14 protein-coding genes are annotated in these 15,330 nt (G+C 37.4%); 7 read left to right on the top strand and 7 right to left on the bottom strand.

Features of this window, described 5'->3' with window-relative positions:
• Positions 1 to 37: 37 nt before the first annotated feature.
• The 6 genes from purU (at position 38) to ABI125_06330 (ending at position 4,361) form a co-directional block, all read left to right on the top strand.
• The gene (gene purU, locus ABI125_06355; protein ID XCF07475.1) at positions 38 to 892 is read left to right on the top strand and encodes a formyltetrahydrofolate deformylase; all 855 of its coding nucleotides are present in this window, start codon (positions 38 to 40) and stop codon (positions 890 to 892) included.
• Positions 893 to 922: 30 nt separating this feature from the next.
• Positions 923 to 1,627: a DUF4197 domain-containing protein gene (locus ABI125_06350; GenBank protein XCF07474.1), complete on the top strand. Its 705-nt coding sequence runs from the start codon at positions 923 to 925 to the stop codon at positions 1,625 to 1,627.
• A gap of 189 nt (positions 1,628 to 1,816) precedes the next feature.
• Entirely contained in the window at positions 1,817 to 2,014 is a 198-nt protein-coding gene (locus ABI125_06345) for a Lacal_2735 family protein (GenBank protein XCF07473.1), read from the top strand.
• Positions 2,015 to 2,091: 77 nt separating this feature from the next.
• A complete protein-coding gene (locus ABI125_06340; GenBank protein ID XCF07472.1) occupies positions 2,092 to 2,235 on the top strand; it encodes a hypothetical protein in 144 nt (47 codons plus the stop codon).
• Positions 2,236 to 2,395: 160 nt separating this feature from the next.
• On the top strand, positions 2,396 to 3,955 hold the full coding sequence (locus ABI125_06335) for a HAMP domain-containing sensor histidine kinase (GenBank protein ID XCF07471.1): 1,560 nt from the start codon (positions 2,396 to 2,398) through the stop codon (positions 3,953 to 3,955).
• On the top strand, positions 3,948 to 4,361 hold the full coding sequence (locus ABI125_06330) for a response regulator (GenBank protein XCF07470.1): 414 nt from the start codon (positions 3,948 to 3,950) through the stop codon (positions 4,359 to 4,361). The genes ABI125_06335 and ABI125_06330 overlap by 8 nt, the downstream gene beginning before the upstream one ends.
• A gap of 23 nt (positions 4,362 to 4,384) precedes the next feature.
• Here the strand turns inward: ABI125_06330 and ABI125_06325 are convergent, their stop codons facing one another.
• The 5 genes from ABI125_06325 to ABI125_06305 form a co-directional block, all read right to left on the bottom strand.
• The gene (locus tag ABI125_06325) at positions 4,385 to 5,179 is read right to left on the bottom strand and encodes a helical backbone metal receptor (GenBank protein XCF07469.1); all 795 of its coding nucleotides are present in this window, start codon (positions 5,177 to 5,179) and stop codon (positions 4,385 to 4,387) included.
• Between the two features lie 19 nt (positions 5,180 to 5,198).
• A complete protein-coding gene (pyrF, locus tag ABI125_06320; protein XCF07468.1) occupies positions 5,199 to 6,011 on the bottom strand; it encodes an orotidine-5'-phosphate decarboxylase in 813 nt (270 codons plus the stop codon).
• 3 nt (positions 6,012 to 6,014) lie between these two features.
• The gene (locus ABI125_06315; protein XCF07467.1) at positions 6,015 to 6,605 is read right to left on the bottom strand and encodes a hypothetical protein; all 591 of its coding nucleotides are present in this window, start codon (positions 6,603 to 6,605) and stop codon (positions 6,015 to 6,017) included.
• A 60-nt stretch (positions 6,606 to 6,665) separates the two neighbouring features.
• Positions 6,666 to 7,742: a peptide chain release factor 1 gene (gene prfA / locus ABI125_06310; protein XCF07466.1), complete on the bottom strand. Its 1,077-nt coding sequence runs from the start codon at positions 7,740 to 7,742 to the stop codon at positions 6,666 to 6,668.
• Positions 7,743 to 7,908: 166 nt separating this feature from the next.
• Complete coding sequence (locus ABI125_06305) at positions 7,909 to 10,464, bottom strand: adenosylcobalamin-dependent ribonucleoside-diphosphate reductase (GenBank protein XCF07465.1); 2,556 nt, start codon at positions 10,462 to 10,464, stop codon at positions 7,909 to 7,911.
• Between the two features lie 364 nt (positions 10,465 to 10,828).
• Here ABI125_06305 and ABI125_06300 point away from each other — a divergent pair, with 364 nt between their 5' ends.
• Positions 10,829 to 12,058 (top strand): hypothetical protein, encoded by a 1,230-nt coding sequence (locus ABI125_06300; protein XCF07464.1) that lies wholly within the window; start codon positions 10,829 to 10,831, stop codon positions 12,056 to 12,058.
• Positions 12,059 to 12,120: 62 nt separating this feature from the next.
• On the opposite strand, the gene ABI125_06295 is transcribed toward ABI125_06300, so the two are convergent.
• The gene (locus ABI125_06295) at positions 12,121 to 12,960 is read right to left on the bottom strand and encodes a DUF4249 family protein (GenBank protein XCF07463.1); all 840 of its coding nucleotides are present in this window, start codon (positions 12,958 to 12,960) and stop codon (positions 12,121 to 12,123) included.
• Between the two features lie 12 nt (positions 12,961 to 12,972).
• On the bottom strand, positions 12,973 to 15,258 hold the full coding sequence (locus ABI125_06290; protein XCF07462.1) for a TonB-dependent receptor: 2,286 nt from the start codon (positions 15,256 to 15,258) through the stop codon (positions 12,973 to 12,975).
• Positions 15,259 to 15,330: the final 72 nt, after the last annotated feature.

Below are 15,330 nucleotides of genomic sequence, written 5' to 3'. Positions count from 1 at the left end.
TTTACATTATTTTTAGCCCATAAAGCTTAGAAGTTTCATGAATAAAATAACCATTTTAATACACTGCAAAGACCGCCCTTACATTATTGCTTCGGTCACCAATTTCATTGCAGGCAACCAAGGAAATATTGTTTACATAGACCAACATGTGGACCGTGAACAAAACATCTTTTTTATGCGTTTGGAAAGTGAATTTGGTTCGGATTCATTTAATACCGAAGTTTTTAAAGCTGAATTTAAAGCCAATATCGCCGAGCGTTTTAAAATGAAATGGCGTATCTATTCTTCGGAAAGAAAGCCCAAAATGGCGCTTTTTATTTCTAAGTACGACCATTGCTTGTACGACCTTTTAGGGCGCTACAACTCTGGCGAGCTTAATCTTGAAATCCCTTTCATTATCAGTAACCACGATACTTTAAAACCCATAGCCGATAGTTTCAATATTCCGTTTCACCACATACCGGTAACCAAAGACACCAAAGAAGCTGCCGAAAACAAGCAACTGGAACTGCTGGAAAAACATCAAATCGATTTTATTGTTTTGGCCAGATACATGCAGATTGTTTCCAGCAAGCTTATTGACAAATACCCAAATAAGATTATTAACATCCACCACTCGTTCCTACCCGCTTTCGTGGGCGCCAAGCCATACCATTCGGCATACAAACGCGGTGTAAAAATCATTGGTGCTACCAGCCATTATGTTACCGAAGAATTGGATGCAGGCCCCATTATTGAACAGGATGTAACACGGGTTACACATGCCCATTCCATTTCCGATTTAATAACCAAAGGCCGTGACCTCGAAAAAATCGTTTTGGCCAATGCCGTTAAACTGCATTCCAACAGAAAAGTGATGGTTTACAACAATAAAACAGTTATCTTTTCCTAAATAATATTTCACTCATTAAAACCCAAAATCATGATCCGAAAACTATTTGCTGTTATTATTGTTTTTAATCTTACGGCCTGTGCCGAACTTCAACAAGTGGTAAGCCAATTGCCTCAAGGGGAAACCATTGGGAACGACCAAATTGCTTCCGGACTGCGACAAGCGTTGGATTTTGGTATAGACAAACAAGTGACCAAACTGATGCAAACCGATGGATTTTATAAAAACGAATTAGTTAAAATACTACTGCCCGAAGAACTACAAAAAGTAGATAAAGCACTGCGAGATATCGGGCTAAGCAACTTGGCCGACGAGGGTTTAAAAGTACTGAACCGAGCTGCCGAAGACGCCGTTAAGGAAGCCGCTCCTATTTTTGTTGACGCCGTAAAAGGCATCACCTTTGCCGATGCCAAAAATATTCTTTTAGGAAGCGATAATGCCGCCACACAATATTTGACCAATAAAACACAAACGGCGCTTTACGACAAATTTAACCCAGTGATAAAAAACTCATTCAGTAAGGTTGGAGCCGATGAAATCTGGAACAATCTCATAACTCGTTATAATAGCATTCCGTTTACAAACAACGTTAACCCAGATTTAACCGATTACGTAACTGGCGAAGCGCTTGAAGGCGTTTATACCATGATTGCCATTGAAGAAAAAGAAATCAGAACCAAAGTATCTTCCAGAACCACCGATTTATTACGAAAGGTTTTCGCTTTGCAGGACTAAAAATACTAGATTAATTAAACTGAAAACCGGAGGCTTTTGCGTTCGTTTTTTTTTATGTTAATAACTTTTTTTTCAAGGAACTTTCCCAGTTTAAAGGAGGATTCCGCCTGATGGATTGAAAAAAGAAAAGGGCGGCTTTTGGATTTCAGCAAAAAAATGTATATTTAAGTTATTGTTATTCAGATAATCATGGATTATACAGACCCAATAAAAACCCGCCAAGACAAATTAAACCAACAGTACAAGAATTTAGTTGAGCAAGCCTATAATTTTAGGCAAACCGATTCGGCGCTTAGCGACATTTCTGAGTACAAGGCCATTAAGCTTCTTAATAAATTAAATAAGCTGAAATACCTCTATCGAGATCCTCAAAAAGTTACAATTTAACTTTTATCAATTCCTTAACATTCCAATCACGTCTAAATAAGACGTTTATACGTATTTTACATATAAAAAGGAACGTTATGAATACACATTTTTGCAAAGTAGGAAAGATTAAACCCAATCTCAACAAGTTGGTAAGTTTAAAAGATTTAGAACGAAGAATTGCTCATTTTGTTGACGATGTTAGCAAGGTTGAATTCAAGGAAGTTGGTCAACTGTCTTAGTTTTTAGGTTATTTGGCAATCACAACAATCTGTCACTAACAAAATATATCGTCAACATCCCACATAAGCAAGAATATGCTCTCAAAATTAATTTTATTAGAGAATTTTCTTGTTTATACTACTATATTATCGTAATTTTTCAAGTAAATTACGATAATAAATGTTGAAAACACTTAAGAAATATATAGAGCCCAACACGTTTCTGTCTTATAAGTTTACAGCACTTATTACGGCATTAACTTCTGCAATCAACGTGTACTCTTGGTTCACCCATCAAACCGAGAACTTTTTTACCGGGCACAGCATAAACCCTGACGCTACCATGAAAGTGGTTACCAGTATAAGCTTCATTATATTGGCTGCGCTATACCTCATTAACAAAGAAGGCTCCTTTAAAATATTATTTGTATCCGGACTATCTTTACAAGCCATTCAACTGGGCTACACCTTTTTTGAAATTTCTGAAGTTGAAATTTTGTCTCCATCGTCTCTCATAACTATTGTTATGTTTATTTTGATATATACTTCACTTTATTTAGTGAAGTTTAAAGATAGAAATAATATTTTTTTATGCTTAAACTCCATAACCTACATCATTTCTTCCTTCGCCATTTTTTACTATTTATTCAACAAAGGCGATATATTTAAAAACATTTTAGGCTTTAGGACTTTAAGCTGGAACACCTCAATCTTATTCTTTATAAACTCAATTTCTATTTTTGAATTACTGCTGGTTAAAAAAATAAGCCGTTTACAACTTAAACACCTTCCATTTAACCAATCACACCCATTTTATTACTTTCCGTTATTCTTCTTGGGACCGATAATAGTGACCACAACCGTATCTGTCCTGACATTTTTAAATTTCATAAACATCACTGCTGGCGAATACTTTATATTCCTATTCTTAAACTTTTCGATATTCATTAGCATGTTTCTTTATTCGTTTAAGTTTATTGATTACTACAAAGACATTTCCCAAAAATCAAAAAAGATTGAAGAAACCAATAAAAGGCTGAGATTGCTTGTTGAAGAATTGAATGAAAAAAACCTGTATTTGGAAGATTTTGCCTCGATTACCTCACACAATTTAAGAGAGCCCATAATTGCCCTGAAAGAACTTTATTCTTATTATAAAGATTCGGCGAGAAACAACGACGTAAATATCCCTGAATTGGAGAGTATGTATGTAACCAATGTTGAAAATCTCAATTATGGATTAAACGCATTGATTAATTACCACAAATTTATTGGGGATATTGACAACCAATTCCCGAACAAAATAACACTTTCTAAAAGTCTAGAGAATATCTACCAAGAGCTGGAATATTTAAAACCAGATAACACGATTTTCCATTCAAAAATTGAAGCCGACATAGAATTGCCCAAAAGCTATATCAACAATATTTTCAACAACCTTATTACCAATTCATTCAAATTCAAAAAAACGACCGATGAGCTAAAAATAAATATTTCGACCTATAGAGCTCGAAACAATTTTTATATTCTATATAAAGACAATGGCATTGGGTTTGACGCCTCTTTACATAAAGACGAAATTTTTAAAAAAGGAAAACGCTTCCATAAAGCCAGCAAATCGTCCAGCGGATATGGGCTTTATTATTTAAAATTGTACGTTTCGAGGCTTAACGGACAAGTAGATTTATTCAGCAAAGTGAACAAAGGAACCATAGTTAGAATTAAACTGCAACATGAGTAAAATAGCCATTATTGACGATAATTTATTGTTTAGGAAAATAACCAACAAACTGCTTCAAAATGTGGGTTACCATGTCAATGATATTTTAATGTTCGAAAATGGTAAACAGGCTTATAATTACATTTCTGAAAATATAAACAACTTAGAAATGCTGCCTGAAACCATTTTACTAGATTTAAACATGCCCATTGTTGATGGTTGGCATTTTTTACAACTTCTACAAAACCTAAATAAAAACCACAATTACCATCCTGCAGTATTTATAATTACTTCTTCGGTTGATGCCAAAGACCGAAAGAAAGCCAAATCGATTGAAGACATAAAGGGATATTTAGTTAAGCCCATTCGCGCTAACGATATTCAAAAAGCCCTGCGTTCAACAAATAAAACACCACCTTCCTGCTGAACTTATCATTAATAAATTCTTCTCTAAAGATTTCTATGCAGCCTTTCAAAATAACCAAAAGCCTCTGTTAATCTAGAGCCATACCACGAAAACATTTCGCCATCTACCAAATGTACGTTAGCATTGGGGAAATACTTTTGCACCTCGTTTATATGCCTTTCGGAAAACGGAAAGGGCTCTGAGGATAACAAAACCAAGTCTACTTCGGTATTTGGAGCAGAGTCTGTCAATGTAATTTCCGGGTACCGGGCTAAGTGACCGTACACATTTCCAAATTTATTGAGTTTCAATAAGTGGTTTATAAAAGTATTATTCCCGGCAACCATCCACGGGTTTTTCCAAATAAAGTAAGCTACTTTTTTAAAGGGATAGGTTTCAATGAAACGGTTGAACCCATCTAATTTTTTCCGAATAGCCAGAGTAATTTCTTCCGCTTTCGTCTGCCTATCAAACAATGCTCCGTATTGTTTTATCAATTCGATACTGTCATCAACGGTAAAAATATCGGAAACATGAACAGGACAAATGTTTTCGCAAGCCTCGACAATGGCTTTGGTATTTTCCTCTTTATTACAAAGGATTATATCAGGCTGTAATTCACGGATTTTATCTAAATGAATTTGCTTCGTACCACCAACGATGGTCGATTGACCTTTTATATGACCAGGATGAACACAAAATTTAGTGACCCCAACCACTTGATGCTCCAAACCTAAATCGCACAACAACTCCGTTTGGCTGGGCACTAACGAAACGATTCGCTTGGGAAGCTTTTCAAAACGTAATACTCGCCCAATTTGATCGTTAACTGTTACCAATGCTTTTTTCCGTTAAAAGTTAGCCTAACTCAACGGCCATTTCCTTTTGCAGTGCTTCCGCTTTGCTTGCCGCGGCTGCAGCAAAATCTTCGCCGCTGGAAGCGTAAATGATACCTCGTGAAGAATTAATCAAGAGCCCAACATTTTCGTTCATGCCATACTTACAAACGTCCTGTAAATTTCCGCCTTGCGCGCCCACCCCTGGAACTAACAAAAAGCTATCTGGAATAATATTTCTGATCTCGGCTAAATATTCCGCTTTGGTTGCCCCGACCACGTACATTAAGTTTTCGGCATTTTTCCAAGTTTTAGAGGTTTCCAAAACTTGTTTGTACAATTCTTTTCCCTCAACGGTTTTTGTTTGAAAATCGAACGCCCCGGCATTGGAAGTCAGTGCCAAAAGGATGGTATGTTTGTCTTTAAAAGCTAAAAACGGCTCCACCGAATCCTTACCCATATAAGGCGCTACGGTAACCGAATCGAATGCTAAATCTTCAAAAAAGGCTTGCGCGTACATGGTGCTTGTATTGCCAATATCTCCGCGTTTGGCATCTGCAATCGTAAAAATTTCAGGATATTTTTCGTTGAGATATTTTATGGTTTTTTCGAGCGCTTTCCAACCTTTTAATCCGTAAGCTTCATAAAATGCCGTGTTGGGCTTGTAAGCTACACACAAATGGTGCGTCGCATCAATAATGGCTTTATTGAATGCAAAAATAGGATCTTCCTCTTTTAAAAGGTGCTGCGGAATTTTATTTAAATCGACATCCAGCCCAATGCAGAGAAAGGATTTTTTTTTACGGATTTGGTTGATGAGTTCGGTTGTGGTCATTTTTTAATTATAAATAATTGTATATCTATTTGAATCTAATTCCTTTTGAAAAAAAGCGAAAAAAGTATTCAATACTTCTTTTTCATCAAAACCATTTTCCTCAAACTTTGGATACAAAAATATAAACATTTCGTTTTGAGGCTCTGCCATTGCATTAGCTTCTGTTAAAATCCTTTTAATTTTTTCGAACTCCTTATCACTGCAGATAAGTTTTGAAATCCATAGTAAATCACTAATAATTTCATTTTTATGATCAATAAAACCAAAATTTCTTGGTACAACGAATGTAGCCGTTTTGCGCACTTCACACTCAAAGTTATAAGGTACCAACTCTACATAAACTCGCTTATCGTCCGATATTTCCAACCGAGCTGTAAACCTATCTTCATCCCATGAGTAGCCTTCCAATACTTTTAGATCGGCAAGAAATTCACTTTCAAAATTTAAGATTTTATCTAAACAATCTTCTTTACTCGGCCCTTCAATGAACGTTTTTTTTAGTTCTTGCCGAAACCCCAAATCCTCTTTATTATCGCCCTCAGTAACTTGTGCCGTAACTGCAATCGGTAAAATAAAAAGGATATTTATGTACAAACACAATCTCTTCATAAAACGATAAAAAGATTCCTGCTTTCGCAGGAATTCATTTTCGGCTTAAATAGTATCGTCGTTAGCTTTTAACTTTTCGGTGTTTTCGGCCAATTGCAATTCGTCTATTATTTTTTGGATATCGCCATTTACAATATTCGATAAATCGTAAAGCGTCAGCCCTATTCTGTGGTCGGTTACACGGCCTTGCGGGTAGTTATAGGTTCTAATTTTAGCACTTCTATCGCCACTGCTTACCATGCTACCACGTTTGGCGGCATCTTGCTCTTGTTTTTTGGCCAGCTCTAAATCATACAAACGCGAACGCAGTACCTTAAAGGCTTTTTCTTTATTTTTATGTTGCGATTTTTGATCTTGACACTGTGCCACCAATCCTGTTGGAATGTGCGTTAAACGCACCGCCGAATACGTAGTGTTTACCGACTGCCCGCCTGGCCCCGAAGAACAGAAATAATCGATACGAACATCTTTGGGGTTGATCTCCACATCAAACTCTTCGGCTTCCGGAAACACCATTACCGTTGCGGCACTAGTATGCACACGCCCTTGGGTTTCGGTTTGTGGTACACGTTGTACACGGTGCACACCAGCTTCGAATTTTAATGTGCCATAAACGTCTTCACCCGATACTTCAAACTGAATTTCCTTAAATCCACCGTTGGTACCCTCGCTAAAATCGACCGTATCTACGCGCCAACCTTTACTTTCGCAGTATTTTGTGTACATTCTAAACAAATCGCCCGCAAAAATACTGGCCTCGTCTCCACCGGTCCCGGCACGTAGTTCCACTACGGCATTTTTAGCATCTTCAGGATCTTTGGGTATTAAAAGCACTTTTATTTCTTCTTCCAGTTTTGGAATACCCTCTTTAGCTTCATCATACTGCATTTTGGCCATTTCCACCATTTCGGCATCACTGCCGTCCGAAATAATTTCTTCAGCCTCGGCCAAATTATTGGTCAGTTCAACGTATTGTTCGCGCTTATCCATCAACAACCGAAGGTCTTTGTACTCCCTATTCAACTCGATATAACGCTTTTGGTCTGAAATGATATCCGGCTGGATAATCAAATCGCTAACCTCATCAAAACGCTGTTTTATTATTTGTAATTTCTCTAACATCTGCCTTTTTTATTGGGAATCAAAAATACGATAATTTATGAATTTACCATGCAGGAATTATTTGCTGAAAATTGACAAATTCCTATCTAATTTTGAACTACAAAAAAAGGAAGCGAAATAGCCTCCTTATTTGTTATATAAGATATCCTTCTCCAAGGGAATACATTTACCCACATTTTGAAGACCCGCAATCCTTACAGGTTAAACAGCCTTCTTGATAAATTAAGTTTTCAGATTTACAGTTGTCGCAGTGCTGCCCTTTGGCTTGGGTACCATCTTCCACATAACGTTTTAAAGCCCTGCCCACACCGTTTTTCCAGGTGTTTATGGACTCGCTGTCGAGCTGCAAACTGTTAATTAAATCAACAATTTTATCGATAGGCATGCCATGGCGGAGCGTACTCGAAATCAGTTTGGCATAGTTCCAATATTCGGGGTTGAATTTATGCGACAGCCCTTCAATAGTGGTTTTGTAGCCTCTTTTATTTTTATATTGAAAATCGTAACGCTTCGTGCCGTCTTCATTTCTGTTTTTGATAATCAATCCGTTATTGGCCCAACGTGGAATTAAAATACCATCCTCATCATCGGCCAAACCGGTAAAAATTTCATAAGGTTTACCGTCAATCAAACCGATAAAAGCAATCCATTTTTCCTTATTATTCTGAAAACGCACTACGTCGGCTTCCAAAATTTGTGGACGCTTAGTCGGAAAAGTGGTTAAAGTTTCTTCTGCAGGCTCTTCCTTTTTTTCTTCGTTAGAAATCAACACCCCCGAGCGCGACCCATCGCGGTACACCGTTACACCTTTACAACCTACTTCCCAAGCCTTTAAATACAATTCTCCCACCAATTCTTCGGAAACATCACTTGGTAAATTGATGGTCACACTAATGGAATGGTCCACCCATTTTTGAATGGCGCCCTGCATGCTCACTTTGCTCAACCAATCTACATCGTTGGAAGTCGCTTTATAATAAGGTGATTTTTTAATCAGCGAGTCAAGTTCTTCCTGCGCATAGTTTTTCGAAGTATCAATGTTGTTCACTTCCATCCATTGCTTAAATCGATGATGGAACACCACATATTCTTCCCAAGAATCGCCAACCTCATCAACAAAATCCACACGCACATCTTTATCGTTGGGATTTACTTTTCGACGTCTTTTATACACTGGCATAAAAACAGGTTCAATGCCCGATGTGGTTTGGGTCATTAAACTGGTGGTTCCGGTAGGCGCAATGGTCAATAATGCAATATTACGGCGACCGTATTCCAGCATTTCATAATACAGTTGGTTATCAGCTTCCTTTAATCGGTTGATAAACGGATTGTTTTTTTCGCGTTCGGCATCAAAAACACCAAAAGCTCCGCGCTCTTTAGCCAAATGCACCGAAGCACGGTACGCTGCAATGGCCAATGTTTTATGTACTTCTAACGAAAAAGCATTTCCTTTTTTACTACCGTACCGAATACCAAGCGCAGCCAACATATCCCCTTCTCCGGTGATGCCAACGCCTGTTCTGCGGCCTTCTTTTGCTTTCTTTTGAATATTTACCCAAAGATTACGCTCAATCGACTTCACCTCATCCATTTCTGGGTCGGCATCAATTTTCTCTAATATTTTATCGATTTTTTCCAATTCCAAATCGATGATGTCGTCCATGATGCGTTGCGCGGCAGCCACGTGTTTTTTAAACAATTCGAAATTAAATTCGGCCTGTTCGGTAAATGGGTTTTCTACATACGAAAACAAGTTTATCGCCAACAATCGGCAAGAATCGTAAGGACATAACGGAATCTCGCCACACGGATTTGTCGATACCGTTTTATACCCCAAATCGGCATAACAATCGGGCACCGATTCATTGATAATAGTGTCCCAAAACAAAATTCCGGGCTCGGCCGATTTCCAAGCGTTATGCACTATTTTTTTCCAAAGTGAAGTGGCTTCGATGGTTTTCGACACCTTCGGGTTGTCACTAAAAATAGGATATTTTTGAATGTAATCTCCGTTATTTTTAACGGCTTTCATAAAATGGTTGTCAATGCGAACGGAAACATTGGCTCCCGTTACTTTACCCTGTTCCAATTTGGCGTTGATGAAATCTTCAGAATCGGGGTGGTTAATGGATACCGACAGCATCAATGCACCACGGCGACCGTCTTGAGCCACTTCGCGAGTGGAATTGGAATAGCGCTCCATAAACGGCACAATGCCTGTTGACGTTAATGCCGAATTTTTTACCGCCGACCCTTTGGGGCGAATGTGCGACAAATCGTGGCCCACACCGCCTCGGCGTTTCATTAGCTGCACTTGCTCTTGGTCAATTTTCATGATGCCACCATAGGAATCGGATTCACCTGAATTACCGATAACAAAACAGTTTGAAAGCGATGCAATTTGGTACGGGTTGCCAATACCAGCCATGGGACTGCCCTGTGGCACGATGTATTTAAAATCCTTTATTAAATCGAAAATCTCGTCTTCGGTAAACGGATTGGCGTATTTGGCCTCCACCCTCGCGATTTCTTTGGCTATACGCCGGTGCATATCGTTGGGGGTAAGCTCGTAAAGATTTCCATCGGAATCTTTCAACGCATATTTATTTAACCAAACACGCGCCGCTAAATCATCATTTTTAAAATATTCCAGCGAAGCATTGAAGGCTTCATCTTGGGTGTAGGTTTTAAGTGAAGTGTTGGCAAGTTCTGCTTTCATTGACAAACTGTATTTTTAGATTAATTAACACAATAAATTAATCATAAAGATACAATTTAAAACATGACAAAAATCATGAAGTTTTCAATTAAAAAACACAAAACACTATAAATCAAACATATAAAAATTATCAACAATCAACATGTTAACAAATTTTAGAAACACACTATAACTTACAATAGCCCTAAACCTTAAATGAACAAATAGATATTTTTAATAATTCACCGGAATCACACAAAAAAGCATCTTTCTATAATCTATTCATTTTGTGAGACATACGAATTTAACTACTCAAAATACAACTTTACTTACTCATTTTGTCCAAAACACGTATATTTACTCCATTAATATTTAATTACAAATTATGAAAAAAACCTATGCATTAGTTTTATGCTCAGCCCTATTTCTTAACTTTTCCTGCAGCAAAGACAACAAAACAAACGACGAAATCAACGGATCTTTAAGCGTTGAAGAAGGCAAAACACAGCTAGAAGACAACAGTATTGCCTTATTGAACAAGGTAGAAGATTTCAAAAACGACGATGCCTTAAACGATATTGTTGAACTGGCGGAATACCTAAGTTCACCAAACGCCTCTAAACCTGGAGGATTCAAAAAAACATCATTAAATACCATCTCCAACCTATCAGGAGCCAAAGCATCTAAAAATGGGCTTTCGGTTCTAAACGCAAAACAGGCTGTAGCACTTGTAGCAGAAACGCCTTTAGCAGACGATTTTGAAGCCGAAAAGGGCGTTTACCAATGGAACAGCGAAACTGAAGATTTCGATAAAACCGGAGAAAGCGACGACATTGTTTACAATATTTCATACAACGGGAATACAGCCGTATTCAGTTTTACTGATTTTAGTACTACCGTTGCTGGAAGTGGAGACAACGAAACCGAAGTACCTACGCTAGCAAAAGCGAACCTAAAAATCAACAACAACACCGTTTTCACACAAGAATTTACAGCCTTGTTCAACAACGGTAAATTAATGCCTGTTAGCATTAACAACACCACAACTATTGGTGCGTTTATTTTTAACACCTCGTTCAATAACACCAATAATACAACAATCGAGCAAGCTTTTGATGTGAAAATCGATAACGAAAGCATCATAGGTTACAACTACACAGTTAACGGGAACTTTAATGATGAAGAAAACATTGAAGACAAAAACGCTGAAGATGTTGTTGACAACGCCTCACTTTCATTGATATTTTTAAACGCAAAATTAATGGTGACCGCTAATGACACAGGACTTGATTCTGACCAAGACCTGACCATAGACGAGCAAATTGACCTATTGAACAACAACACCTCTGCTGTATTAAGCGTAAACAATAAATCTGTAGCTTCTTTGGAATTTTACAAAGATCAAGACACCTATACACATTTCGTGTACAACCAAAGCACACAGCAATATGAAGAAACCGAGGTAACCGAGGATATTGTTAATGCGAGATTTTTGTTTGGAGATGAAACCAGTAGCGATTTTGAAACCTACTTTGATGGTTCTTTTACTTCAACCGAAAACAAATTCGAATCTGTATTTGATGCATACGAAGCGCTTTTTGCAGATGTTGAATAAAAAAGAAAAATAAAGCCTATATTCCTAAAAGCCAACTTGATGTCAAGTTGGCTTTTTGCATGTTACTCCACCTTAAATTTAAAGGATACCGTATTCTCGCCAGACCAATACCCAAAAGCTCCATTACTGATATTAGTTGACACTCGATCTGTAAAAGATGTGCCTTCCAAAACACTAGTTTCATCACCTTTTACAGACTTCCAAAAATCGAACTGCTCTTTGGTAATTGCTATAATTTTAAGCTCAATTACCTCTCCTAAAGTCATTTGGTTTACCTTTTTACCTTCATCATCAAGCTTAATGTAAGATACTATAACAGGAAATGTTTCAGTAGAAATGTTCTCTGTATTAACGATGAAGGGCTTGGCATACTCAAAGTTCTCTTCTACCTCTTTTTTTATTAAAATTTTAAAATATCTATTCTTTCCCTCCTGCGGATTAGCTATGGTCAATTTTATGCTTCGCGAGTTTGGGTCTTTCACTCCGTCTTCAGTCCATTCAATAAACTCCATGCCAGGCACATTCGCTTTTTCGGGAACCTTAGTTTGGGATAAAAACTCCTTACCCCTTATCTTAACCGTTAAAGAGTAGTTTCTCCCTAATTCACCCTTAATAAGATTACTTCTGTAATACAAAAACGGAAACCTAGAATCGTCCCGCTTCAGTGTCAACACCTCTGAGACTTCTCCATCAGAAAGTACCACTTTTGCTTTAGATTCGATAGACCTTGCCACCTCTAACGAATCAATAACGCCTTTAAACGCCAAACCGTTAGTTAAATTTATCTCGGCAAATTTACCCTCTTGTATCTGCCCTTCAACGGTAAGTCTATCGGGTTTTAACGTATGGGGCTCTACAACCGTACACCCCATCAGCAAAAACACAAAAAAGATTCTGTTCATAAACACATCACTTTAAAAAGAAAACAACCAATTAACTGTTGGCAAAAAAGGAAAGAGATAATCTCTGTTTTCTTTAATTTCAATATACGAATCGTCTACATTTCCTTCTGTTGAAAATGAAGTCTGAAACAAGTTTTTGTTGTTATAGGCATTGTACAGGGTTAAGTTCAATTTTGAGTTCCATCGCCCTTTCGGTTTAAACGAATAAGTACACGACAGATCCAAACGGTGGTAATTAGGAAATCTCGAAGCATTTTTAGCTTCAAAATTTATTATTGGCCTTTCGTTTACAATCCTAATATCCTGTGGTCTTGTATAATTTTGCCCACTTGTAAAAATAAACAATGCCCCCAGCTCTATCCTATCGCTTAAGGCATAGTGCGCTATAGCACTAATATTTACAGGCCTATCGAACGTCGCTGAAAAATAATTGCCTTGATTTATTTCATCAAATTTCGCAATGGTTTTAGACAATGTGACCGAAGCCTGTGCCGTTAACTTATTTATCTTTTTGTTTAAACTGGCTTCAAAACCATAAGAATTAAAATGCCCTGTTAAAATATCGTCATAAAGATTGTTTGAAAGCAGATTATTCAAAGAGCCATTTTCAAATTCCGTGTAATTGGAAACCCGTTTAAAATACAATGCCCCATTTAATTGCAAACTGTTTTTTTCGTAAGAGTGCCCCAAACTAAACTGGTTTACAAATTGCGGTTTTACGGCTTCTGTACTCACCACGAAAAAATCTGCTGGTAAACTAAATGCACCAACCGATGCCTGGTGTACAAACTGTGCTAACCTATGGTAACTAACCTTAAGCACTTGGTTGTTTAACAAACTATACTTAAAGCTAACCCTAGGTTCGAAGCTAAAAAACTCCTCCTCCCCTACCAGCGCATTTTCTTTTGTTATATAAGAGGTTAGTCTCAAGCCCATTTTAGCCTCTAATTTATCACAAACGGCAAACTCTACATCACCAAATACACTTGCATCATCATAATTGTAAGTTTCTTGGTTTAAAATTTCAAAAGGAGAGCCTTGAATATTGGCTGCTACTTTTTTTGGAAGCACTTCATTTTTATTATACTCTGCGCCTATTTTTAGAACATAATTTTCCTTATCCCATAAAAAATGATGTTTTACACCAAAAACATTAAAAGAACTATGTGCATTATAGTTATACGGAAAATCATTATCTGAAAAAGATATTTTATAGTTACTGAGCGACATTGTTGTCTGGGAGCTAAGACCGTCCCCAACCCAGTACTTAAAAGTGGTTCCCAACAACAAATTACCCCAACTAAGCCTTCTGTTACGACCTTTTGTTAGATCTTTAAAGTCATCTGAAGTCAAATATAAAGTAGTTTGAAGGGTACTCTTTTCCGAAAGTTCTGAATCATGCTTGGCCAAAAAGTCGTATAAAAAATAATTCTTTTTCTTTCCCAAAATCGAATTTTCATCATCGAAAAAAGGCTTGAAAATTTCAAGATAGGTCCTTCTTCCCGAAAGCAATAAACTATTTTTTTTGTTAAGCTTTATATTTCCCGTTAATTTTGCAGACAATAAACCTATACTTCCCTGAAAATGCGTTGTATCGGGCTGCTTTAAAGTTTTTAAATCGGTCACTGAAGACAAGCGCCCTCCGTATGCTGCATCAAAACCTGCTTTGGAAAACTCCAAGGAATTTAAAAAATCTGAATTTACAGCTGAAAAAAGCCCTCCCAAATGAGCGGTGTTGTGCAAGTATATATTATCCAACAAGGTTAAATTCATACTGGCATTGCCGCCTCTAACCAAAAGCCCAGACTGGCCCTCGGAAGCCTGTTGCACCCCAGGAGTATATTGTATTAATTTGATAACGTCTTTTTCACCCAATACAAAAGGCAACTTTTCTATATCGTTTTGCGACAAATAAATTTGATCCGGCACTACCCTTTTTAATTGGCTACTCGAAAAACTCCTCAGCACGACCTCCTTTAAAGCACTGACTTCTCGAAATAAATAAACATCGTTTTTTAAATCTCCAGCACGAACCTGCTGTGTTGTATAGCCTATTTTAGAAAAGACGAGCACATCATCGTCAGCAACGCCATCTAGCGTGAAGAAACCATCTTGATTGGAATAAGTTCCCTTATCGGTATTTTGTATTCGTACGGAAACATCTTCAACCACATCATTTTTTTCAAAATCAAGTATTCGCGAAGTTATTGATTTCTGTGCCCTTGCAACATTTCCAAAAAAAAGAAGGATAAATATTGTGCAAAATATTTTAGCGGTATCCACCTGCGGAACTATCATTGATTGGGACTGATTTTGCATGCGAAAATAAACACAATTAAATCTCTCCCAAACAAATTCTTTGATTATTTA

It is taken from the genome of Tamlana crocina (genome assembly GCA_040429635.1).
Classification (GTDB): domain Bacteria; phylum Bacteroidota; class Bacteroidia; order Flavobacteriales; family Flavobacteriaceae; genus Flavisericum; species Flavisericum crocinum.
Note: the sequence above shows the minus strand (reverse complement) of the source record. Positions and strands in the feature narration are given on the sequence as shown.